At 71.7% G+C, this 21,740-nt stretch carries 21 protein-coding genes; 15 read left to right on the top strand and 6 right to left on the bottom strand.

Annotation, left to right across the window (positions count from 1 at the left end; genetic code table 11):
• Positions 1 to 52 precede the first annotated feature (52 nt).
• Both ES689_RS05600 and ES689_RS05595 read left to right on the top strand, forming a co-directional pair.
• Complete coding sequence (locus tag ES689_RS05600; protein ID WP_146901211.1) at positions 53 to 340, top strand: hypothetical protein; 288 nt, start codon at positions 53 to 55, stop codon at positions 338 to 340.
• The gene (locus tag ES689_RS05595) at positions 337 to 1,233 is read left to right on the top strand and encodes an NUDIX domain-containing protein (protein ID WP_146901209.1); all 897 of its coding nucleotides are present in this window, start codon (positions 337 to 339) and stop codon (positions 1,231 to 1,233) included. Before ES689_RS05600 ends, ES689_RS05595 begins: the two co-directional genes overlap by 4 nt.
• Before the next feature lie 56 nt (positions 1,234 to 1,289).
• Here ES689_RS05595 and ES689_RS05590 read toward each other — a convergent pair whose 3' ends face one another.
• A complete protein-coding gene (locus ES689_RS05590; RefSeq protein ID WP_223269401.1) occupies positions 1,290 to 2,744 on the bottom strand; it encodes a S1C family serine protease in 1,455 nt (484 codons plus the stop codon).
• Between the two features lie 234 nt (positions 2,745 to 2,978).
• On the opposite strand from ES689_RS05590, the gene ES689_RS05585 reads away from it, so the two are divergent.
• The 3 genes from ES689_RS05585 to ES689_RS05575 all read left to right on the top strand — a co-directional run bounded on the left by ES689_RS05585 (position 2,979) and on the right by ES689_RS05575 (position 4,946).
• Positions 2,979 to 3,545, top strand: coding sequence for an FHA domain-containing protein (locus ES689_RS05585; RefSeq protein ID WP_146901206.1), 567 nt, complete (start codon positions 2,979 to 2,981; stop codon positions 3,543 to 3,545).
• Complete coding sequence (locus ES689_RS05580; protein ID WP_146901204.1) at positions 3,545 to 4,243, top strand: MerR family transcriptional regulator; 699 nt, start codon at positions 3,545 to 3,547, stop codon at positions 4,241 to 4,243. Before ES689_RS05585 ends, ES689_RS05580 begins: the two co-directional genes overlap by 1 nt.
• 154 nt (positions 4,244 to 4,397) lie before the next feature.
• Complete coding sequence (locus ES689_RS05575; RefSeq protein ID WP_146901201.1) at positions 4,398 to 4,946, top strand: MerR family transcriptional regulator; 549 nt, start codon at positions 4,398 to 4,400, stop codon at positions 4,944 to 4,946.
• Positions 4,947 to 5,074: 128 nt separating this feature from the next.
• Here ES689_RS05575 and ES689_RS05570 read toward each other — a convergent pair whose 3' ends face one another.
• The gene (locus ES689_RS05570; protein WP_146901198.1) at positions 5,075 to 5,887 is read right to left on the bottom strand and encodes a ParA family protein; all 813 of its coding nucleotides are present in this window, start codon (positions 5,885 to 5,887) and stop codon (positions 5,075 to 5,077) included.
• A 133-nt stretch (positions 5,888 to 6,020) separates the two neighbouring features.
• On the opposite strand from ES689_RS05570, the gene ES689_RS05565 reads away from it, so the two are divergent.
• Complete coding sequence (locus ES689_RS05565; RefSeq protein ID WP_146901195.1) at positions 6,021 to 6,518, top strand: peptide deformylase; 498 nt, start codon at positions 6,021 to 6,023, stop codon at positions 6,516 to 6,518.
• 66 nt (positions 6,519 to 6,584) lie between these two features.
• Here the strand turns inward: ES689_RS05565 and ES689_RS05560 are convergent, their stop codons facing one another.
• The gene (locus ES689_RS05560; RefSeq protein WP_146901193.1) at positions 6,585 to 8,438 is read right to left on the bottom strand and encodes a long-chain fatty acid--CoA ligase; all 1,854 of its coding nucleotides are present in this window, start codon (positions 8,436 to 8,438) and stop codon (positions 6,585 to 6,587) included.
• Between the two features lie 121 nt (positions 8,439 to 8,559).
• On the opposite strand from ES689_RS05560, the gene ES689_RS05555 reads away from it, so the two are divergent.
• The 3 genes from ES689_RS05555 (at position 8,560) to ES689_RS05545 (ending at position 11,669) form a co-directional block, all read left to right on the top strand.
• Positions 8,560 to 9,510 (top strand): ROK family glucokinase, encoded by a 951-nt coding sequence (locus tag ES689_RS05555; RefSeq protein WP_146901190.1) that lies wholly within the window; start codon positions 8,560 to 8,562, stop codon positions 9,508 to 9,510.
• 29 nt (positions 9,511 to 9,539) lie between these two features.
• Positions 9,540 to 10,229, top strand: coding sequence for a 1-acyl-sn-glycerol-3-phosphate acyltransferase (locus ES689_RS05550; protein WP_146901188.1), 690 nt, complete (start codon positions 9,540 to 9,542; stop codon positions 10,227 to 10,229).
• A gap of 111 nt (positions 10,230 to 10,340) precedes the next feature.
• Complete coding sequence (locus tag ES689_RS05545) at positions 10,341 to 11,669, top strand: class II 3-deoxy-7-phosphoheptulonate synthase (protein ID WP_146901925.1); 1,329 nt, start codon at positions 10,341 to 10,343, stop codon at positions 11,667 to 11,669.
• A 134-nt stretch (positions 11,670 to 11,803) separates the two neighbouring features.
• Here the strand turns inward: ES689_RS05545 and pknB are convergent, their stop codons facing one another.
• Both pknB and ES689_RS05535 read right to left on the bottom strand, forming a co-directional pair.
• Positions 11,804 to 13,762 carry a Stk1 family PASTA domain-containing Ser/Thr kinase gene (pknB, locus tag ES689_RS05540; protein WP_146901185.1) on the bottom strand — a complete coding sequence of 653 codons (1,959 nt, stop codon included), beginning with the start codon at positions 13,760 to 13,762 and terminating at the stop codon, positions 11,804 to 11,806.
• 89 nt (positions 13,763 to 13,851) lie between these two features.
• Entirely contained in the window at positions 13,852 to 15,237 is a 1,386-nt protein-coding gene (locus ES689_RS05535; RefSeq protein WP_223269400.1) for a LysM peptidoglycan-binding domain-containing protein, read from the bottom strand.
• Between the two features lie 187 nt (positions 15,238 to 15,424).
• Between ES689_RS05535 and ES689_RS05530 the strand changes: the two genes are divergently transcribed.
• The gene (locus ES689_RS05530; protein ID WP_370512332.1) at positions 15,425 to 15,781 is read left to right on the top strand and encodes an Rv2175c family DNA-binding protein; all 357 of its coding nucleotides are present in this window, start codon (positions 15,425 to 15,427) and stop codon (positions 15,779 to 15,781) included.
• A gap of 46 nt (positions 15,782 to 15,827) precedes the next feature.
• Here ES689_RS05530 and ES689_RS05525 read toward each other — a convergent pair whose 3' ends face one another.
• Positions 15,828 to 16,949, bottom strand: coding sequence for a polyprenyl synthetase family protein (locus tag ES689_RS05525; protein WP_146901183.1), 1,122 nt, complete (start codon positions 16,947 to 16,949; stop codon positions 15,828 to 15,830).
• A 98-nt stretch (positions 16,950 to 17,047) separates the two neighbouring features.
• On the opposite strand from ES689_RS05525, the gene ES689_RS05520 reads away from it, so the two are divergent.
• The 5 genes from ES689_RS05520 (at position 17,048) to ES689_RS05500 (ending at position 21,733) form a co-directional block, all read left to right on the top strand.
• Positions 17,048 to 17,461, top strand: a complete 414-nt coding sequence (locus ES689_RS05520) for a DUF3040 domain-containing protein (RefSeq protein WP_146901180.1) — start codon at positions 17,048 to 17,050, stop codon at positions 17,459 to 17,461.
• A gap of 286 nt (positions 17,462 to 17,747) precedes the next feature.
• Positions 17,748 to 18,179, top strand: coding sequence for a division/cell wall cluster transcriptional repressor MraZ (gene mraZ, locus ES689_RS05515; protein ID WP_123545558.1), 432 nt, complete (start codon positions 17,748 to 17,750; stop codon positions 18,177 to 18,179).
• 102 nt (positions 18,180 to 18,281) lie between these two features.
• Positions 18,282 to 19,232 (top strand): 16S rRNA (cytosine(1402)-N(4))-methyltransferase RsmH, encoded by a 951-nt coding sequence (rsmH, locus tag ES689_RS05510; RefSeq protein WP_146901179.1) that lies wholly within the window; start codon positions 18,282 to 18,284, stop codon positions 19,230 to 19,232.
• Positions 19,229 to 19,867 carry a hypothetical protein gene (locus ES689_RS05505; RefSeq protein ID WP_146901176.1) on the top strand — a complete coding sequence of 213 codons (639 nt, stop codon included), beginning with the start codon at positions 19,229 to 19,231 and terminating at the stop codon, positions 19,865 to 19,867. Before rsmH ends, ES689_RS05505 begins: the two co-directional genes overlap by 4 nt.
• 75 nt (positions 19,868 to 19,942) lie before the next feature.
• The gene (locus ES689_RS05500) at positions 19,943 to 21,733 is read left to right on the top strand and encodes a penicillin-binding protein 2 (protein ID WP_223269399.1); all 1,791 of its coding nucleotides are present in this window, start codon (positions 19,943 to 19,945) and stop codon (positions 21,731 to 21,733) included.
• Positions 21,734 to 21,740 lie beyond the last annotated feature (7 nt).

Genomic DNA, 21,740 nt, shown 5'->3' with positions numbered 1-21,740 from the left:
CCCCGGACCGGGGGCCGGTAGCCTGGGGGCCCCGACCCGAGGAGCACCAGCGATGACGCGCGACGCCGACCCCCGCCCCGCCTCCGAGCGCCCCGTCGCCGCCTTCTTGTCCGTGGCGGCAGGCGTGCTCGCCTTCGCGGTGCCGATCCCTGCGCTCAACGTGGTGTTCTCGCTCGGCGCCCTCGTCTACGGCGTGCTCGGCATCCGCCGCAGCAGGGCGCTGCGCTCCCGCGGCCCCCTCCGCTCCGGGCTCGTCCTCGCGATCGTCGGGCTCGTGCTCGGCGCCTTCGCCGTCCTCGGGACCGTGGCAGGGCTCGTCGTCCTGTCGCAGCAGTCGTGACCGTGCACGGGCCGGCCGACGGCTGGGTCGAGGGCCCCGACGGACGTCGGTTCTGGGGCCGAGCCGGTGCGGCCGGTCTCCTCGCGATCGACGCCGACGACCGGGTGCTCCTGCAGCACCGTGTCGAGTGGAGCCACTTCGGCGGCACCTGGGGCCTCCCGGGCGGCGCACGGGACTTCGACGAGACCGCCGTCGCCGGGGCGCTGCGCGAGGCGGGCGAGGAGGCCGCCGTCCCCGCGGACGCCCTCCGCCTCCGCTCCGAGTCGGTCCTCGATCTCGGCTTCTGGTCGTACACGACCGTCGTCGCGGCCGTCACGCGCGCCTTCGCGCCCGTCATCTCCGACGCCGAGAGCCTCCAGCTGCGGTGGGTGCCGCGGGCCGAGCTCGACGTCCTGCCGCTGCACCCCGGGCTCGCGGCGTCGTGGCCCGGCCTCCGGGCCCAGCTCGACGACGACGTGCACCTCGTCGTCGACGCGGCGAACGTGGTGGGGTCCCGACCCGACGGCTGGTGGCGGGACCGCGCAGGAGGCGCCGCCCGCCTCCTCGGGTCCCTGGCCGACGCGCTCGAGGCCGGCTTCCCTGCCGCGCTCCTGTCCGGCGCGCCGCCGGAGGGTCCCGGCGCCGCCACGTCGTGGTGGCCCACGACCACGGTCGTGCTCGAGGGCGACGCGCGCGACGCCGCTGACGTCGACGGGCTCACGGTGCGTCGTGCTCCGGGCGAGGGCGACGACACGATCGTCGTCGAGGTCGAGCGGCGCGTCGCCGCGGCGACCGCGGGGGGAGCAGTCCCCAGGGTCGTCGTCGTGACGGCCGACCGTGAGCTGGCCGACCGCGTCCGCGCCGCGGGCGGATCCGTCGTGGGTCCCCGCCGCCTCCTGGACCTGCTCGGCTGACCGCACGAAGGCCCTCCCTCCTGGTCGGAGGAAGGGCCTTCGTGCGCGTGCCGTGGTCAGGCCGCGGGGCCCTCGCCGAGCGTCGCGGTCGCGGTGTGGCTCGTGCCCGCCGCGTCCGTCCAGGTCAGCTGTACCTGGTCGCCGGCGTCGTGCGCCTGGACGGCCGCGGTCAGCGCGGAGGCGTCCGCGACGGGTGTCCCGTCGAGTGCCGTGACGGTGTCGCCAGCGACGAGGCCGGCCGACTCTGCGGCGCTGCCCTGGACGGTGCCGGCGATGACGACACCGGCCCCCGTCCCCGTGGCCGTCCCCGAGATCTGCGCGCCGAGGAACGCCGGCAGGCCGATCTGGACCGTGGAGCTGCCCTGGCCGGCGACGATCTGCTCCGCGATCGACAGCGCGTGCGAGATCGGGATCGCGTAGCCGGTGATCGGGGCGGTGCCCGAGGAGGCGGCCGTCACGATGCCGACCACCTCGCCGTCGGCGTCCCGCAGCGGCCCTCCGGAGTCGCCCGACACGACGTCCGACTGCAGCTCGATCAGGCCGGACAACGACTCGGTGCCGCTTCCCGTCTCGCTGGCGACCGAGATCGCCTGGTCGGTGGCGAGCACCGTGCCCTCGGCCGTGACGAGGTCTCCCGTGCCGCCCGCGTTGCCCGTCGAGTGCACGGCGTCGCCGGTGGCAACGTCGCCCGACGCGTCGAAGTCGACGGGAGACAGCCCGTCAGCGCCCTCGAGCTGCAGCACGGCGACGTCGTTCGTGGCGTCGGTCCCCACGACCGTCGCCGTGTAGGTGCGCCCGGTCGTCTCGTCGGTGACCTCGATGCTCGTGGCGCCCTGGACGACGTGGTTGTTCGTGAGCACCAGCCCGTCCGCGGTCATCACCATGCCGGTGCCGGCCGACTTGTACGACGAGTCGTAGTTCAGGGTGCTCACGATCGTCACCACGCCCTGCGTCTCCTCCGCGGTGGCCGCCGTGGCCGACGACTCGGCGTCGCCCGTGCCGTCGGCGCTGCCCGTCCCGCCCTGGCCGGGGAGCAGCTGGTTCCCGGACGACGATCCGTCCGAGCTGCCGAACGGCGAGCCCTGCGAGGGCAGCTGCTGGGGGGAGAGCTGATAGGTCTGCTGCCGTGCCTCGGCGGCGGCCAGGCCCACGGAGTGCCCGAGCGACCACGCGCCGACGCCGGCACCGCCGACCCCGAGCACGAGGACCGCGGCAGCGCCGGTGACTAGGGCCCACCGGGCAGGACGACGACGACGCGGGGGGCGGGGCCCGAAGGCGGGGGGCAGGGCGGCCGTCGAGGCGGTCGGGCCGCCCTGCGTGGCGGCCGGGTCCTCCACCGGAGCGGACACGAAGCGGGCGTCCGGGGAGCCCGTCAGGTGGGGGAGCGTGTGCGCCTCGGCCGGGTGCGTCCCCGCGGGGACCCCGTCGGCCGGGGTGGGGCTCGGGCTCGGCGTCGTCGCGGGCGTCGGCTGGTCAGCGGGGCGGTCGGCGTCGCTCTCGCGGTCGTTCATGGGGTGCCTCCTGAGGCGGTGGTCGAGGTGATGAGGACAAGGGAACGTCGCTCGCCCATCGATTTCCTATGAACGGCCGAGGAGGCGGTCGTGAGTTCTCGGAGGAACAGCCGACAGCCCAGGGCCGTGTCCGCCCTTCGACGGACACCGCTCCGCCCCGAGGCTGTCCGTGGGAAAAGCGTTGCCGTCGGGCGTCGCTGATCCGATACGCTGGTCATCCGAAGGAGGTCCACGATGGCAGAGCCCGTTCACCACGTGCCCGACGAGCACAGCCCCGACGAGCGCGGCGCCCGCGAGCAGGGTGCCCGTGACCACGGTGCCCGTGACCACACGGCGCACACGCCCGTGCAGGGCGTCCCCGGGTCCTCCCGTGAGGTCGACACCACCCTCAGCTTCAACGAGGAGTACCAGGCGCAGCTCGCCGCCCTGCAGGGCGGCGCGACGACCGACGAGGGCGAGGCAGTGGCCGCCCTCCCGTCCGGGTCTGCTCTCCTCGTCGTCCGGCGGGGCCCGAACATCGGTGCGCGCTTCCTGCTCGACTCGGACGTGACCGTCGCCGGTCGACACCCCGACGCGGGGATCTTCCTCGACGACGTCACCGTGAGCCGCAAGCACGCCGAGTTCCGCCGCTCGGGCACGACCTTCACGGTGAACGACCTCGGGTCGCTCAACGGCACGTACTTCGACGGCGTCCGCATCGACGAGGCCCTGCTCAGCGACGGCGCAGAGGTGCAGGTGGGCAAGTTCCGACTCACCTTCTACGCCTCGCGCGTCGACCTGGCCAACCTGGCCCTCCAGTAGTGCCCGGCTCCGCCGCCGCCCGGTCGTCGCCGGCCGGGTCGTCCGACCTGTTGACGATCGGGCAGGTCCTGGCGCGTCTGAAGCCGGAGTTCCCCGATCTGAGCAACAGCAAGCTGCGTTTCCTCGAGGAGCGCCAGCTCGTGACGCCCGTGCGCACGGCATCGGGCTACCGCAAGTTCTCGTCGGCCGACGTCGAGCGCCTCCGCTTCATCCTCGGACTGCAGCGCGACCACTATCTGCCCCTCAAGGTCATCCGGCAGCACCTGGACGACCTCGACGCCGGTCGACCGTCGACCCTCCCCACCGGCTCCGCTCCCGTGTCGATGCTCTCGACCGTGCGCCGGTTCTCCCGTGCCGATCTGCTCCGCGAGTCGGGCGCCTCCTCGGCCCTTCTCGACGACGCGATCGCCTCGTCTCTGATCTCGCCGTCCGAGACCTACGGGGACGAGCCCCTCGCCGTGCTCGTGGCGCTGGTCGAGCTCGGTCGCTCGGGCATCGAGCCCCGCCACCTGCGCAGCTTCCGAGCGGCCGCCGAGCGTGAGCTCAGCCTGATCGAGAGCGCGCTGTCATCGGTGGCGCGCCGCCGCGATCCGGCCGGTCGTGCCCGCGTGGCCGAGCTCTCCCGAGAACTCGCCGGGCAGCTCGAGGTCGTCCGTACCTCGCTCATCCGCTCGGCCCTCGACCGCCTCGACACGTAGACGGCACGCCCGGCGACGAATATCCTCGACACGCCGACTCCTCGACACGGATGTCGCCTCGACGAGAGCCCGATGTGGGTACCGTGGGACCAGGTCGAACCATCAACCCTGCGTTGAATGTTTCGGGTCAGATCACGACGTGGAAGGCAAGTGCATGAACGAGTCAGGTTCCCCTGAGGGATCCCGCTACGAGCGGGGCCTGCTCTTCACGGACGGCATGCCCGAGCTCGACGCCGACAGCGGCTACCGCGGCACCGTCGCCGCTCGTGCCGCCGGCATCAGCTACCGCCAGCTCGACTACTGGGCCCGCACCGGCCTCGTCGAGCCCACCATCCGCAGCGCCGCAGGCTCGGGCTCGCAACGTCTCTACGGCTTCCGCGACATCCTCGTGCTCAAGCTCGTGAAGCGCCTCCTCGACACCGGCATCTCCCTCCAGCAGATCCGCACCGCCGTGAACCAGCTCAGGGAGGCGGGGGTCAGCGACCTGGCACAGACCACGCTGATGAGCGACGGCGCGAGCGTCTACCTCTGCACCTCGAACGACGAGGTCATCGACCTCGTCAGCCGTGGCCAGGGCGTGTTCGGCATCGCCGTCGGCAAGGTCCTCCGCGAGGTCGAGACGAGCCTCGTCGAGCTCGACAGCACCCCGGCCGCAGATCCCTCCGACGAGCTCGCTGCTCGCCGTGGCGACCGCGCGAGCTGAGGTCCTGCCGCCAGGTCGCTTCCGTCAGACGTCCGCATCTCGTCGCCGGGAGAGTCCTGCCATTCGTCTGCGTCGGGCGTCCAGCAGGTCGCCAGTCGCGTCCCGCCGCTACAGGGCGGGCGTCCCGGTCAGCGCGGGGCAGGCTCCGCGTAGTCGCCGATCTTCGCCGTGCGCATGATCCGCTCGAGCAGCTGGTCGAAGTTGCGCGCCATCTCCTGTGCGCTCTCGCCCGGCCAGACGTGCAACGGCTTTGCGGCGCCCTGGGCCTGCTGCAGCGACGTCCGCTCGGGGAGCTGCGGGCTGAGGACGAGGGGGCCGAACATGTCTCGCAGCTCCTTGATGCGGAACTGGTGCTCGATCGACTGGACGCGAGCCCTGTTGACGATGATGCCGAGGGGCTGGAGGCGGGGGGAGAGTCCGCGACGGATCTCCTCGATCGCGCGGAGAGCGCGATCTGCCGCGGCGACGCTGAACAGACCGGGCTCGGTGACCACGGTGACGCGGTCGGAGGCAGCCCAGGCGGTGCGTGTCAGGGCGTTGAGCGAGGGGGCGCAGTCGATCAGGACAAGGTCGTAGTCGGCCTCGACGTTGGCGAGCGCCTCCTCGAGCTTCCAGATGTCGCGGATGGACGGGTGCGGACCGTCGAAGTTGATGGCGGAGGGGCTGCCGATCATGACGTCGATCTTGCCCGTGCGGCCCTTGGTCCAGCCGCTGGGGGCGATCGCCGCCCTGACCGTCTTCTCCTTCGGGGACGCGAGCACGTCGGCGACGTTGAGGTGGCCCGCGACGGTGATGTCGAGACCGGTCGAGACGTCGGACTGCGGATCGAGGTCGACCACCAGGGTCCTGAGGCCCTTGGCGAAGGCCGCCGACGTGAGCCCGAGCGTCACGGTCGTCTTGCCGACGCCGCCTTTGAGAGAACTGACGCTGAGTACATGCACGACGACGACGATACCGTCACTATTCTTGAAGCGCCTGCACGCCACGTCGCTCGACGGGCGATCCCGGCAGGCTCCCTCTTCTCCGGTGGCCCCGAGCCCCCCTTTCCGTCCCGTCCCCCAGGAGGTGCTCGTCGTGAGCGTCCGCCCCATCCGACTCTTCGGCGACCCGGTGCTCCGGTCGCCCTCCGATCGCGTCCGGGTCGGCGACGCCCGGTTGGCCTCGCTCGTCGACGACCTCCTCGACACCGTGCGCGAGCCGGGTCGGGCCGGCGTGGCGGCACCGCAGATCGGCGTCGGGCTCCGGGCCTTCAGCTACAACGTCGACGGTGACGTCGGCTACGTGCTGAACCCCGAGATCACCGACGTGTCGGGCGAGAAGGAGCTCGTGGAGGAGGGCTGCCTGTCCGTGCCGGGATTCTGGTTCCCCACTCCGCGCTGGTCGCACGCCCGTGTCGAGGGGATCGACCTCGCGGGCGACCCCGTCGTGCTCGAGGGCGACGGCCTCATGGCACAGGCGCTGCAGCACGAGACGGACCACCTCGCAGGCACCCTCTACGTCATGACCCTCGAGACCGAGACCCGCCGCGACGCCCTGAGGCAGATCCGGGCGAGCGACTGGTGGCGGGCCTGAGCTGCAGCCCCGAGGCGACACGGGCGCCGCGGCGCTGGGCATCCAGGAGCCGACGGGGTCGACGGGTCAGCTGATCGGCCCGCCCTCGCCGGCCGGGGAGACGGTCCTGACCGACTCCGTGTTCGGGTAGATCGAGTACAGGTCGGCGATCTGGCCGGCGAAGTCCTCGATCACGACGGCGCGCTTGACGCTCATCTTGGGCGTGAGGTGGCCGCTGGCCTCGGTGAGCTCGATCGGCAGGACGACGAACTTGCGGATCGACTCTGCGCGGGACACCGCTTCGTTCGCGAGGTCGACGGCCCTCTGCACCTCGGCCAGGACGGCAGGGTGCTCGGCAGCCTCCGCGAGCGGCATGTCGGCCGCCTCGCCCGCGTTGTTGAGCCAGACCGGCAGCATCTCGGTGTCGAGGGTGACGAGCGCCGAGATGAACGGGCGCTGGTCGCCCACGACGACGACCTGGCCGACGAGCGGGTTCGCCCGGATCGGGTCCTCGAGCACGGCGGGGGCGACGTTCTTGCCGCCGGCCGTGACGATGATCTCCTTCTTGCGGCCGGTGATGGTGAGGTAGCCGTCGCTGTCGAGGCTGCCCAGGTCGCCCGTGCGGAACCAGCCGTCCTGCATGACCGCGGCCGTCTCCTCCTCGTTCCTCCAGTAGCCGGCGAAGACGTTCTCGCCCTTCACCAGCACCTCGCCGTCGTCGTCGATCCGCAGCGAGACACCCGGCAGCGCCGGCCCGACCGTGCCGATCTTGAACCGGGACACCAGGTTCACCGAGGCCGGCGCCGTGGTCTCGGTCAGGCCGTAGCCCTCGAGGATCCGGATGTCGAGGCTGCGGAAGAAGTGCCCGAGGCGCGTGCCCAGAGGGGCGGAGCCCGACACGGCGTAGCGGATGTTCCCGCCCATCGCCTTCTTGAGCTTGCGGTAGACGAGCCGGTCGAAGAGGGCGAAGCGGAGGCGCAGGCCGACGGGCACCGTTCCCTCGTCGAGGGCCTTGGAGTGCGCGATGGCGACGGCGACGGCCTGGCGGAAGATGCCGCCCTTGCCCGAGGCCTCGGCCTTCTGCTCGGCCGAGTTGTAGACCTTCTCGAACACGCGGGGCACCGCGAGCAGGAACGAGGGGCGGAAGGAGGCGAGCGACGGCAGGAGCTGCTTGGTGTCGGCCTGGTGCCCCACCTTGACCCCGGCGTGGACGGACAACACGGCGATGAACCGGGCGAAGACGTGGGCCGTCGTGATGAAGAGGAGGGTCGAGGAGCCCGGCGCCACGACGTCGCCCATGGCCACCGCGGCGTTGCGGCTGGTCTCGACGAAGTTGGCGTGGGTGAGCATGCAGCCCTTGGGGCGACCGGTGGTGCCCGACGTGTAGATGATGGTGGCGAGATCGTCGCCGTTCGCCAGCGTGCGGCGGCGCTCGAGCTCGTCGTCCGAGACGCCCCGCCCCGAGCGGGCGAGCTTGTCGAGGTCGCCGAGGTCGATCTGCCAGACGTGGGCGACGTCCGGCAGCTCGGGGTGCACCTCGTCGAAGCGCGCGAAGTGGTCCGCAGTCTCGACGATGACCGCCACGGCGCCCGAGTCGCTGAGGTTCCAGTGCACCTGGCTCGGCGACGAGGTCTCGTAGACCGGCACGAGCAGCGCGCCGGCGAACCAGACGGCGAAGTCGATCAGCGTCCACTCGTAGCGGGTGCGGCTCATCAGGCCGACGACGTCGCCGGGCTGGATGCCGGCGGCGATGAGGCCCTTCGCGACCTCGCGCACACGGGCGGCGAACTCGGCAGCCGTGACGTCGGTCCAGCCGCCCGTGCCGTCGGGCACGGAGAACAACGGCTCGTTCGGCGTCGACGCGGCTCGTTCCACGAGCAGGTCGGTCGCGTTGGCGGTCGGGTCGGCGGGGACCACGAGGGGGACGGTGTGTTCGTTCACGGCAGCTCCTTCGGCACCGGCAGGGTCCGACGAGCTTAGCGGGGGCCCGTCCGTCCGTCCCGTGACGATCTGGGGGCGTCGGGGAACGGCAGGAGAGCGCCCGAGGCTAGACTCGTCGCTCGTGCAGGCAATAGGCATTGACATCGGCGGGACCAAGATCGCGGGCGGAGTCGTCACCGAGCTCGGCGAGATCGTCGCAGAAGAGAGGGTCCCGACCCCTGCCGGCGACGCCGGCGCGATCGTCGACGCCGTCGTCGCCATGGTGAAGCAGCTGCAGGCTCGTCATCCCGACGTCGTGGCCGCCGGCGTCGCGGCTCCCGGGTTCATCGACGCCTCGCAGTCCGTCGTCTACTACACGCCGAACATCCCGTGGCGCAACGAGCCCCTGCGGGCCCGGCTCTCCGAGCAGCTCGACCTGCACATCACGATCGACAACGACGCGAACGCCGCGGGCTGGGCCGAGTTCCGCTTCGGCGCCGGACGCCTCGCGAGCGACATGACGATGCTCACGATCGGCACCGGAGTCGGCGGGGCCGTCGTCGCCCAGGACCGCCTGCTCCGCGGCGGCTTCGGCACCGGGGGCGAGCTCGGCCACATGCGCATCGTGCCCGACGGCCTGCCCTGCGGCTGCGGTGCGCGCGGCTGCATCGAGCAGTACGGATCCGGCCGCGCCCTGCTGCGGATGGCCGGCGAGGTCGCGGACCTCGGCGGCGTCGGCTCCGCCCTGGCGGCCGTGCGTGCCGAGAAGGGCGAGCTCTCGGGCCACGACGTCGCCGCGTTGATGCAGGCGGGTGACCCGGGGGCCCTCGAGGCGCTCCGCCAGCTGGGCACGTGGCTCGGCCAGGCCGCCGCCTCCCTCGCCGCCATCCTGGATCCCCAGGTCTTCGTCTTCGGCGGGGGAGTCGCGCAGTCGGGCGAGCTCCTCCTCGCCCCCGTCCGCAAGGCGTTCCACGAGCACCTGCCCGCTCGGGGCTTCCACCCCGAACCGGACTTCGTCATCGCCGAGCTGGTCAACGACGCGGGCGTCGTGGGCGCCGCCGACCTGGCCAGGCTGCACGCGTCCACTCGATAGACTCCGACCGCCGAGAGGGAGGAGCCCCGATGCTCTACTGGTTCTTGAAGACGATGGTGGCGAGCCCGCTCATGCTCACCGTGTTCCGGCCCTGGGTCCGGGGCCTCGAGAACGTCCCGGCGTCCGGTGCCGTGATCTTCGCGAGCAACCACCTCTCGTTCGTCGACTCGATCTTCCTGCCGCTCGCGCTCGAACGTCGGATCTCCTTCCTCGCGAAGAGCGACTACTTCACCGGGTCGGGCATCAAGGGCAGGGCGATGCGGCTGTTCTTCACCGCCACCGGTCAGCTGTCGATCGACCGGTCCGGCGGCAAGGCGTCGGAGGCGTCGCTCGCGACGGGCCTGTCGGTCCTGCGCCGCGGCGAGCAGCTGGGCATCTACCCGGAGGGCACCCGCAGCCCCGACGGCAAGCTCTACCGAGGCCGCACCGGCGTGGCGCGCATGATCCTCGAGGGGCACGTCCCCGTCGTGCCCGTCGCCATGATCGACACCGAGAAGGTGATGAAGACCGGCACGAAGATCCCGAAGATCCGACGGGTCGGCATCGTCTTCGGCGAGCCGCTCGACTTCAGCAGGTTCGAGGGCATGGAGGGCGACCGGTTCATCCTCCGGTCGATCACCGACGAGATCATGTACGAGCTCGGCGCCCTGAGCGGCCAGGAGTACGCCGACGTCTACGCGTCCTCGGTGAAGGAGAAGCGCGTCGCCTCCGCGCGGTAGGCTCGACCGCCGGGATCGATCGGTCCCTGGCTCGCCCTAGCCGCAAGGAAGACCGTGGTCCCCATCGCCGAACCGTCCGCGGGCGTCGTCACCGACGCCTCCACCACCGACGTGATCGACGGACTCGACTACTGGCGCACGCTCCCCATCAAGCAGCAGCCCGCGTGGCCCGACCCCTCTGCGGTCCAGGCAGCGTCGGCCGAGATCGCCGCGCTCCCTCCGCTCGTCTTCGCAGGCGAGGTCGACACGCTGCGCGACCGGCTCGCCGCGGCGGCCCGCGGGGACGCGTTCCTGCTGCAGGGCGGCGACTGCGCCGAGACGTTCGCCGGCGCCACCGCCGACCAGATCCGCGACCGAGTCAAGACGATCCTGCAGATGGCCGTCGTCCTCACGTACGGCGCCTCCGTCCCCGTCATCAAGATGGGGCGCATGGCAGGCCAGTTCGCCAAGCCGCGCTCGAGCGACGACGAGACCCGCGACGGTGTGACCTTGCCTGCCTACCGGGGCGACATCGTCAACGGCTACGACTTCACGCCCGAGTCCCGACGGGCCGACCCTGCCCGTCTCGTGAAGGGGTACCACACCTCTGCATCGACGATCAACCTGATCCGCGCCTTCACGCAGGGCGGCTTCGCCGACCTCCGTCAGGTGCACAGCTGGAACCGCGGCTTCGCGTCGAATCCGGCCAACGCCGCCTACGAGCACCTCGCGAAGGAGATCGACAAGGCCATCCGCTTCATGGAGGCGGCCGGCGCCGACTTCGACGAGCTCAAGCGCGTCGAGTTCTACACCAGCCACGAGGGGCTGCTGATGGACTACGAGCGACCCATGACCCGCATCGACTCGCGGACCGGCGACCCCTACGTCCTGTCGTCGCACTTCGTGTGGATCGGCGAGCGCACCCGCGACCTCGACGGGGCGCACGTCGACTTCCTCTCGCGGGTCCGCAACCCGATCGGCGTCAAGCTGGGCCCGTCGACCACGCCGGACGACATGCTCCGTCTCATCGACGTGCTCGACCCCGAGCGCGAGCCCGGTCGCCTCACGTTCATCACCCGGATGGGCGCCGGAAAGATCCGTGACTCGCTTCCTCCGCTGCTCGAGGCGATCAAGGGCGCCGACGCGACTCCGCTCTGGGTCAGCGACCCGATGCACGGGAACGGCCTCACGACCCCGACGGGCTACAAGACCCGTCGGTTCGAAGAGATCATGGACGAGGTCAAGGGCTTCTTCGAGGCACACCGTGCCGCGGGCACGCACCCGGGCGGCATCCACATCGAGCTGACCGGCGACGACGTGACCGAGTGCCTCGGCGGATCGGAGCACATCGACGAGGCCACGCTCGCCACTCGGTACGAGTCGCTCTGCGACCCGCGCCTGAACCACATGCAGTCGCTCGAGCTGGCGTTCCTCGTGGCGGAGGAGCTGGCGGCCAACTAGGCCCAGCTCCCTCGGCCGCCGGGCCGGCCGACACGACGGGGCCGTCTCCTCAGCGAGACGGGCCCGTCGTCGTCCCTGCCGACGACGGCAAGGGCCGGGGTGGAGGCGATCCCGCGGTCACTGCGGCCGCGAGCTCACTCGACGCGGTAGCTGAGGCGCACCGTGGAGCCGCGCGCGGCGGTGCTCTGCGCCGGGGGATCGGTCGCCAGCACGGGCAGCCTGGCCTCCCAGTCGTAGAACGCGCAGGTGAAGGCCGTGCACCGGTCGTAGCTCACGCGGAGGCCGAGCGCCTGCAGCTGGGCCGTCGCCTCGTCGATCGTCTTGCCCGTGACGTCAGGGACCGTGACGGGCGGCGGGCCCTTCGAGACCACGAGGTCGAGCGAGGCGCCCGGACGGACCGGACCGTCCTGCTGAGGGTCGGCGCGGATCACGGAGCCCTCGTCGACGTCGGAGCTGAACTCGGTGCCGGCTTCGACGCCGGTGAGCTCGACCGCCTGGAGCGCGGCCTGGGCCTCTTCGACGGTCTGGCCGACGACGTCGGGCACAGGACCGAGCGACACGGTCAGGGTGACGGGCTGCTGTTCGCCGTACTGGGCCGTGTCGGCCAGGTCGACGGCCGCGCCCGTGGCGTCGACCCCCGAGACGGCGAGCACCGTGCCCGGGTCGGCGGCGTCGAACTGCGTCGTGCTGTCCTGCACGGCGAACGACGAGAGGGAGGCGCGGGCCGCGTCCTCGGTCTGCCCCACGACGGTCGGCAGGTCGAGCGGCTGCGGGCCCTGTGAGACGACCAGCGTGACGGTCGAGCCCTTCTGGAGGCGCGAGGACGAGCCGGGGTCGGTCCCGATGACCTGTCCCGTCGGCACCTCGACCGAGAAGTCGGCGGCGTTGTCCGGCGCGACGACGAACTCGGCCGCCTCGAGGACGGACGCGGCCGCGGCAGGGTCCTGACCGGTGACGTCCGGCACGGCCACCTGACTGCCCGGACCCGCGCCGAACCACCATCCCGCGCCGCCGCCGGCCACGGCGAGCAGGAGGACGACGACGATCCACACGAAGCCCCGCCGCCGCCGTCTCCGGGCCGCGTGGCCGAGCTCGGCCGCCGTGTCGACCGCTGCCGGTCCGACCGGTCCCGTCCGGTGGCGCGCCTTGGGGAGTGCTTGGGTCTCTCCGGTCGCGCCGCGGGGCAGCACCATGGTCGCTGAGGCCGGGGGCAGGACCATGGTGCGCCCGAGGGGAGCCCCGGTGGGGTCGGCGAGGACGCGCTGGACGTCGATCAGCTGGTCGAGCATCGCCCTGGCGTCCCGCGGACGCTGCTCGGGATCACGTGCCGTGGCCCACAGGACGAGCTCGTCGAGCTCGGCGGGCACAGACGGATCGGCCGAGCTCGGCGAGGGGACCGTGTCGTTCGCGTGCTGGTACGCGATCTGCATGGGCTGTTCGCCCTTGTACGGCTGCTCGCCGGTGAGCATCTCGTAGAGCATGATGCCGAGTGCGTAGATGTCGCTCCGCGTGTCCGCGACGCCGCGGGTCACGAGCTCGGGGGAGAGGTACGCGATCGTGCCGAGCAGGGCGGCGCCGGTGGCGGTGTTGGCCGTCGCGGCTCGGGCGAGGCCGAAGTCCCCGATCTTGATGCGTCCGTCGTCGGCGAGCAGGACGTTCTCGGGCTTGAGGTCGCGGTGGACGATGCCGGCACGGTGGGCGGCGGCCAGGCCGGCGAGCACGGCCTCCAGGATGTCCATGGCCTGCTCGCTCGTGAGGACCTTGTGGTCCTGCAGCAGCTCACGCAGGGTGATGCCGGGGAGGTACTCCATGACGAGGTACGCGCTGTCGTCGTCCTGGCCCTGGTCGAAGACGTTCACGACGTTCGGGTGGGCGAGCCGCGCGGCCGAACGGGCCTCCTGGATGAACCGCTCCTTGAAGGAGGCGTCGTCCGCCAGGTGCCCGTGCATGATCTTGATCGCGACCCGGCGCTCGAGGCGCAGGTCGGTGGCGAGGTACACGGTGGCCATGCCGCCGCGGGCGATGCGCGAACGGACCTGGTACCGGTCGTCGATGAGCCGGCCGATCATCGGGTCAGTCTGGTTCGCGCTCATCGAGGCGATCTTACGAGCCGGAGGGCCGGTGTCCGACGCGGCTCACCGGCGCGTGTCGAACGAGGTCCGCACGGAGTCGCGTCGGCAGCTCAGCCCAGGGTGCTGAGCCAGGTGCGCGCGGGGGCCTCCCACTTGGCGTAGGCCGTCGGGTACGCCGAGATCTGGACCGCCTGGGCCGCGTCGGTGACCGACATGGACGCCCAGCCCGGGACGTCGAGAAGGCCGCGCGTCTTGCCCGCGTTGGGGTTCGAACGACCGCCGAAGAAGAGCTTCGTGGCGTGGACGGCGTCGGTCAGCTGCGAGGGCGTGCCCCAGCCGGTGCTCGGACGCTGCTGGAACAGGCCGAGCGAGTCGCGGTCGCCGTGGTGGATGTTCCTGAGGCTCGACTCCTGCGCCGCCGCGGCCAGCGCCACGACGATGGCCTGGTCGCCGACGCCGAGCTCGCGCCCCACCCGGATGACTACCCGGGCGTTCTGCTGCTGCTCGGCCGTGAGCGCGGTGCCGGTGGTCAGCGGAGCGACGCTGGTGGTGGCCGCGGCCGTCCTCGCCGTGGGAGCTGCCGTCGAGGTGCCGGGGACGACGAGGGTGCGACCCGCGTAGATCGTGCTCGTCATGCTGAGTCCGTTGGCGGCGAGGAGGGCCTGGACCGTCGTGCCGGTCTGGCGGGCGATGGATGCGATCGTCTCGCCGCTGCGGATGACGTGGCCGGCGCCCGCCGCGGACGAGGACGAGGTGGCGCTCGGCGCTGCCGGGGCGGCGGCCGTCGAGGCGCCGCCCGGGAGGGACAGCACCTGGCCGGGGTAGATGATGCTCGACCAGCTGAGGCCGTTGGCGCCGAGGAGGGACGCCGTGCTCACGCCGTGCGCGCCGGCGATGGAGCTGAGAGTGTCGCCGCGAGCGATGGTGTAGCTGCCGGCGGCGGCCGTCCGCGGGGCGCTGGCCGGCGCGGCCGGAGCGGGCGACGGGGCGGAGGCGACCAGGCTGAGCGTCTGGCCGGGGAAGATGGTCGACTTCCAGCTGAGCCCGTTGAGGGCGAGCACGGAGGCGGTGCTGAGTCCGAAGGAGGCGGCGATGCTGGCGACGGTGTCGCCGGCGACCACGGTGTACGTCGACGGCGCGAGGACCGTCCGCGACGCTGCCGCCACGTCGACCGTCGAGACGGTCGACTCGGGGGCCGGAGCGGCGGCGGTGGGGGGCAGCGAGAACGGACGCGGGGCGGCGTGCGGCTTCTTCGTGGGCTGCTGGTCGTGCGCGAGCGAGGCGATCGGGCCGGTCATCCCGAGGCTGAGGGCCATCGACCCGACGAGCATGATGGGCACCGTCTGGAGCATGGAGCGTGCGGCCCGGGACCGAGCCCCGCGTCCGTCGGCGTCGAGGGCCCCGCGACCGAAGGCGGCGCCGGGAAGCCGTGAGGGTCGGGGCGCGACGGCGTCCCCGTCGAGGTCGAGGGCGCGGTCCGAGCTGCTGTCGTTCATGAGGTGATCCTCGGGTCGTGGCGTCCGACACGTCGACGACCTGAGCCGCGACGGCGTGTCTCGTGCTGCAAAGTTGGCACAGCTGACCACTCGTGTCAATCACAGTGACGGGAGTGACGCGTGTGACTGAGGGTCGCTCTCCGCGGCCTCGGCACGCAGCGACGGGTGAGCGTGGCAAGGTTGACCCGTGACCGATCTCTCTCAGCAGCCGTGGTTCGAGAACACCGAGTGGCTTGCCGTGCCCGACCTCGTCGAGATGCTCGACCTCAGCGTCAGTCGCGTGCACCGGCTCTTCGAGGACCACGTCCTCCTCTCCACCCGAGTCGACGGCGTCGTCGTGACCCCGGCGGTCTTCCTGGTCGACGGCGAGCCGATGCACGAGCTGCGCGGCACCGCCACCGTCCTCGCCGACAACGGGTTCACCGACGACGAGGCGCTCGACTGGATGCTCTCCGTCGAGGACAGCCTGGGCGTCTCCCCGGTGGACGCCCTCCGGGCCGGGCGCAAGGCCGAGGTGCGGCGGGTGGCGCAGAGCCTCCTCTGAGCGTCGGCTGCGCCTGGTCGTCGCCCCGCCGTGACGGCCGGGGCCCCTAGTAGGTGCGCTTCGTCACCGTGTCGGCGAGCCGCGTGAGCTGGGCCCGGGCCGACGGGGCGAGATCCGCGCTCCCGAGCGCCGCCACGGCGCGCTCGACCTGGTCGGTGATCGACTGCTCCACCGCCTCCACCGCCCCCGACTCCTTCAGCGTCGCCTGCAGCACGCCGATCTGGTCGTCGTCGAGGTCGGGGTCGCCCAGCAGCTCGTCGAGCAGACGGACCGAGCTCGGCGGCAGAGCTCGGCGGGCCGTCGCCACCAGGACGGTGCGCTTGCCCTCGCGGAGGTCGTCGCCGGCGGGCTTGCCGGTCACCTCGGGGTCGCCGAAGACGCCGAGCAGGTCGTCGCGCAGCTGGTAGGCGATGCCGAGGGGCAGCCCGAAGCGTCGCAGCGATTCGAGCTCCGCCTGCGAGCCGCCTGCCATGGCCGCTCCGATCGTGAGCGGGGCCTCGACGCTGTACTTGGCGGACTTGTAGACGATCACCCTCTGCGCCCGCGGCAGCAGGTCCACGTCGGGTACGCTCCGCCACGCGTTCTCCTCGAGGATGTCGAGGTACTGGCCCACCGTGACCTCGGTGCGCATGCGGTTGAACTCGCGTCGTGCGGAGAGCGCGGCGCCCCGTGACTCGAGCGCGTCGAGGGCCTCGCTGATCTGCTCGTCGCTCCACGCGAGGAGGAGGTCGCCCATGAGGAGCGCGGCGGACGTGCCGAAGCCGGACGCGGAGCCGAGCCAGCCGCCGTCGCGGTGCAGGGCCTCGAAGCGGCGGTGCGCGGCCGGGCGCCCGCGACGCGTGTCGGAGTTGTCCATGATGTCGTCGTGCACGAGAGCGGCGGCGTGGAAGAACTCGAGCCCGACGGAGGCGGTCATCACGGCGTCGAGGGAGCGCTGGTCGACGGATGCGCCGAGGGGGTCGAACCCGGCGTCGCGACCGGCGACGGACTGCCATCCCCAGTAGCAGAAGAGGGCACGGAACCGCTTGCCCCCGCGGAGCAGGTCGCTCGAGAAGACGGCGAAGGGGGAGAGGTCGTCAGCGATGCCCCGGAGGGCCGGTCGGCGGTCGTCGAGGAACCGATCGATGCGCTCTTGAACGACGTCCACTAACCGCGTACTCTCAGCCACGCTGCCTAGCCTAGCCACAGCGCACGGGCATACACTCGCCCGTATCCACACGCGGTGATCCCGAGGCCGCGGGGCCTGTGCTCGAAGGGAACAAAGAGATGCCACTTTCCGAACAGGAGCAACGACTCCTCGAAGAGATGGAGCGGAGCCTCTACAGCAACGACTCCGACTTCGTGGCGACGGTCGGCGGGCGCCGTGGGCGCCCGAACTACACGATGGTCGTCATCGGCGTGCTCGCGGCTCTCGTCGGCATAGCGGTCATCGTCACCGGCGTCATCATCCGGACTCCTCCCGTGGGTCCCCTCGTCGGCGTGGCCGGCTTCGTGCTCCTCGTGGCCGGTGCGGTCTTCGCGATGGCGCCTCCCCGTCGTGGCTCGCAGGCTCGTCCGTCGGTCGGCCCTTCGGCTCCCGGCGCGGCGCGCCCGACAGCAGCTCGTCCCGCTCGGAGCGGCAGCATGATGGATCGCCTCAACGACCGGTGGGAACGCCGTCAGGACGGCGACCGCTCCTAGTCCTCCACTTCGCACCACGACCTCAGGGGTCGGCCTCCGGGCCGGCCTCTTTTTCGCGCGCGCAGGGGTCTCGGGGCTGGTCCGAGGTCCTCTCCGACTCCTCGCCGTGATCGTCGGCATCGCTGGCCCCTCCCTTCTCCTCCACCCCCACGACCCCCGAACTGGAGCGGCCCCGGGGGGAGAAAAGGCATCTGCGTGCCCGCGTCGCCTATCGGGGTGGGGGATTGTGGAGTAAAGTGGAGGCACGTGCCACGAACGGGGTGCGGGGCGAGAGGGGGAGAGGGGCATGTTCCTCGGCACCTACTCGCCCAAGCTCGACGAGAAGGGCCGCATCATCCTTCCCGCCAAGTTCCGTGACGAGCTGGCCTCCGGCCTGGTCATGACCCGTGGTCAGGAACGCTGCGTCTACGTCTTCAGCCAGGCCGAGTTCGAGGACATGCACACACGCATCCGGCAGGCGCCGATCACGAGCAAGGAGGGCCGCGACTACATGCGCCTGTTCCTCTCGGGCGCCAGCGACGACGTCCCGGACAAGCAGAACCGAGTCACCATCCCCTCGCAGCTGCGGGACTACGCGGGCCTCGGTCGAGACCTGACGGTCATCGGTGCGGGCAACCGCGCGGAGATCTGGGCCACCGACGCCTGGAACACCTACTACGAGGCCCAGGAGGCCGCGTTCGCCAACACCACGGAGGAGGTGATCCCCGGGCTCTTCTAGCTCCTCGGCCCTGACTCCCAGCCGTCCGCCCTGGCGCACCTTCCCCGGTGCCAGGTCGAGATGGATGGGGATCAGAGCCCGGGATCCAGGTCCAGGTCAGCCATGGCAGAACAGATCCACACCCCAGTCCTCCTCGAGCGCACGCTCGAGCTCCTCGCCCCGGCGATCTCGCGCCCCGGCGCCGTCGCGGTCGACGCGACCCTCGGCATGGGCGGCCACGCCGCCGCGATGCTCGAGCGGTTCCCCGACCTGACCGTCGTGGGCCTCGACCGGGACACGGAGGCGCTGGCCATCGCGGGGGACCGCCTCCGACCGTTCGGCGACCGTGCCCGTCTGGTCCACACGCGCTACGACGGCGTCGCCGACGCCCTCGACGGGCTCGGCATCTCGGAGGTGCAGGGGGTGCTGTTCGACCTCGGCGTCTCGTCCCTGCAGCTCGACCGCGTCGAGCGCGGCTTCTCGTACTCGAAGGACGCACCGCTCGACATGCGGATGGACCCGACCTCTCCGGTCACGGCCGAGACGATCCTCGCCGAGTACCCCGAGTCCGAGCTGCGGCGCATCTTCTACCAGTACGGCGAGGAGAAGCTCAGCCCCCGGTACGCCCGCCGCATCGTGGAGCACCGTGCCGAGGCGCCGCTCCGTCGCAGCGGCGAGCTCGTCGACCTCCTCATCGCCGCCACGCCGATGGCCCTGCAGCGGGCGGGCCACCCTGCCAAGCGCGTCTTCCAGGCGCTGCGCATCGAGGTGAACGGCGAGCTGGCGTCCCTCGAGGCGGCTGTCCCCGCCGCCCTCGACCGCATCGCCGTCGAGGGTCGCGTCGTCGTGCTCGCGTACCAGTCGCTCGAGGACCGCTTCGTCAAGCGCGAGCTCGCCGCCAGGACCACCTCGACGGCGCCCCAGGGGCTGCCGGTCGAGCTGCCGGAGCACCGGCCCGGCTTCCGCCTCCTCGTCCGCGGGGCCGAGCTGGCCTCGGCCGACGAGATCGACCTGAACCCCCGAGCCAAGCCCGTGCGACTGCGCGCAGCCGAACGAATCCGGAGAACAGCATGAGCAACGCCGCGATCGACCCGATCCCGCAGCGCCGCCCCTCGCACGAGCCCCGCCGGGCCCCGGTCGAGATCGTCACGAGCCGGGCACAGCGTCGCGCACGGCCCAGGATCGCCTACGCACTCGTGGCCACCGCCTCCTTGTTCGTCCTGCTCCTGACGCAGCTCGCGATCAGCATCGCCCTCAGCGACGGCGCGTACACGATCTCCGACCTGCAGGCCGAGAAGACCGAGCTCACGCGTGACCAGCAGAAGTACTCCGAGCAGCTCGACGTCCTCTCGTCGCCGCAGAACTTGGCGAACAACGCCGAGCAGCTCGGCATGGTCCGCAACTCGAACCCGGTCTACCTCGACCCGACCACCGGCGCGGTGCACGGCGACCCGGCCCCGGCCGACGGCACGGCGGACGGCACCGACAACCTGATCCCGAACACCCTGCTGGAGGGCGTCCCGCTCGCGACCGCGGCGCCCGACGGCGCGGCGACCGACGGTGCTCCCGCCGAGACCACGACGACCGACGCCGCCGCGCAGGCTGCGAGCGGGACCGAGTCCGCGACCGCGGGCGCGGCGACCGCGGGATCCGGCACCCCGTCGGTAGCGTCTGCCCCAGACCAGCTCGCGGCTCCCCAGACCCGCTAGCGGTGTGCCCTCCGCGGCGCACCTGACGACGACAGCGGCCGGCGCCACACGGCCTGCCGCGGTGAGGACACCTTCGTGAACACAGCCCCTCGCAGCCGCCGGCTCCGGGCCACCCTGGCCATGGCCGTCGTGATCGCCCTGGTCGGCGTGTTCGTCGTCCGCCTGGCCGACATCCAGCTCGTCCAGGCCGCGGAGCTCAACGAGCAGTCGCAGAACAAGCGCGAGATCCAGCAGGTGACGTACGGCGACCGGGGCGACATCACCGCGAACGACGGCACCGTCCTCGCCGGCAGCGTCACCCGCTACAACATCACCGCCGCGCCGGCCTTCGCCGCTGACGTCACCGTGACGCAGACCGGCGCGGACGGCGAGAAGACCAAGGTCGCCATGTCCGTGGACCAGGTGCTCGACCAGGTGGCCGAGATCACCGGCGGCTCGACGGCGAAGATGGAGGAGGCGCTCACCCGCGACCCCGAGGCCAACTTCGCGTTCCTCGTGAAGGGCGTCGACGTCGACGCCTTCCGCGCGGTCCGCGACCTGAAGAACAGCGGCGTGTCCTGGCTCTACTTCGAGCGACAGTCCGCGCGCACCTACCCCAACGGCTCCGTGGCGGGCAACCTCACCGGCTTCGTCGGCACCGACGGCCCGCAGGCGGGCCTCGAGCGCACGGCCGACTCCTGCCTCGCCGGCACGAACGGCAGCGAGACCTACGAGCGCGGCGCCGACGGCGTGCAGCTCCCCGGCAGCACCGTGACCACGAAGGAGGCGGTGGCCGGCGGCACCCTGGCGCTCACCGTCGACAAAGACCTGCAGTACATGGCGCAGCAGGCGATCGCCGAGCAGGCGCAGGCCATCGGGGCGGAGTCGGCCACCGCCGTGGTCCAGGAGGTGTCGACGGGCAAGCTGATGGCCGTCGCGGACTGGCCGTCCGTCGACCCGAACGACGTCAACCTGACGAAGGACGTCGGCGACCTCGGCTCCAAGGCCTTCACCGCCTCCTACGAGCCCGGCTCGACCTTCAAGGCGATGACGGCGGCGATGCTGCTCGACTCGGGCAAGGCCACGCCGACGAGCCAGGCCACCGTGCCCTACTCCCGCTCGTTCCCCTGGGGCGGCGAGATCCACGACGCGAGCTTCCACCCGACCGAGCGGCTCACGCTGACCGGCATCCTCCGCGACTCCTCGAACGTCGGCATCTCGCTGCTCGGCCAGAACCTGAGCGCGCAGGCCCGGTACGACTACATGGTGAAGTTCGGCCTGAACGAGCCCACGGCCGTCGGGTTCCTCGGCGAGCCGACCCAGGGCGTCCGCGCCGCGAGCTCGTGGGACCAGCAGACCAGCATCAACACGATGTTCGGCCAGGGCGTCTCGACGACGGCCCTGCACGTGGCGAGCATCTTCCAGACGCTCGGCAACCACGGCGTGCGGCTGCCCTCCCAGCTCGTGGAGGGCTGCACCGCCGCCGACGGGACGGTCACGCCGGCCCCGGCCGTCGAGGGCACCACCGTGGTCTCGCCGTGGGCGGCGGACACGACCGTCAACATGCTCGAGAGCGTCGTCTCGGCCGGCGAGCAGAAGGACGCGCTGACCATCCCCGGCTACCGCGTCGCCGCCAAGACGGGCACGGCCGAGATGGCGCGCGCCGACGGCACCGGCTACGGTTCCGACCGCGTGGTGTCCGTCGCGGGCATCGCCCCCGCCGAGGACCCGAAGTACGTCGTCGTCGTGACCTTCACCAAGCCCAGTACCATGAAGACGTCGGCCGCCGCGGCGCCGACCTTCAACAAGATCATGTCCCAGGTCCTCGAGATGTACCGCGTCCCTCCGTCGACGGAGCCCGCACCGGCCATCCCCCAGACCTGGTGAGAGAAGA

The sequence above is a fragment of the Frigoribacterium sp. ACAM 257 genome (assembly GCF_007954365.1).
Classification (GTDB): domain Bacteria; phylum Actinomycetota; class Actinomycetes; order Actinomycetales; family Microbacteriaceae; genus Frigoribacterium.
The sequence above is the reverse complement of the archived record's forward strand: the minus strand, read 5'-3'. Positions and strand labels throughout refer to the sequence as shown.

Excerpts from the sequence above, each read along its gene's own strand:
- ES689_RS05505 (WP_146901176.1), top strand. The coding sequence starts at position 19,229 with ATGAGCAACGCCGCGATCGACCCGATCCCGCAGCGCCGCCCCTCGCAC.
- ES689_RS05535 (WP_223269400.1), bottom strand. The coding sequence starts at position 15,237 with ATGAACGACAGCAGCTCGGACCGCGCCCTCGACCTCGACGGGGACGCC.
- ES689_RS05550 (WP_146901188.1), top strand. The coding sequence starts at position 9,540 with ATGCTCTACTGGTTCTTGAAGACGATGGTGGCGAGCCCGCTCATGCTC.
- ES689_RS05590 (WP_223269401.1), bottom strand. The coding sequence starts at position 2,744 with ATGAACGACCGCGAGAGCGACGCCGACCGCCCCGCTGACCAGCCGACG.
- ES689_RS05575 (WP_146901201.1), top strand. The coding sequence starts at position 4,398 with ATGAACGAGTCAGGTTCCCCTGAGGGATCCCGCTACGAGCGGGGCCTG.
- rsmH (WP_146901179.1), top strand. The coding sequence starts at position 18,282 with ATGGCAGAACAGATCCACACCCCAGTCCTCCTCGAGCGCACGCTCGAG.
- ES689_RS05585 (WP_146901206.1), top strand. The coding sequence starts at position 2,979 with ATGGCAGAGCCCGTTCACCACGTGCCCGACGAGCACAGCCCCGACGAG.
- mraZ (WP_123545558.1), top strand. The coding sequence starts at position 17,748 with ATGTTCCTCGGCACCTACTCGCCCAAGCTCGACGAGAAGGGCCGCATC.
- pknB (WP_146901185.1), bottom strand. The coding sequence starts at position 13,762 with ATGAGCGCGAACCAGACTGACCCGATGATCGGCCGGCTCATCGACGAC.
- ES689_RS05520 (WP_146901180.1), top strand. The coding sequence starts at position 17,048 with ATGCCACTTTCCGAACAGGAGCAACGACTCCTCGAAGAGATGGAGCGG.
- ES689_RS05600 (WP_146901211.1), top strand. The coding sequence starts at position 53 with ATGACGCGCGACGCCGACCCCCGCCCCGCCTCCGAGCGCCCCGTCGCC.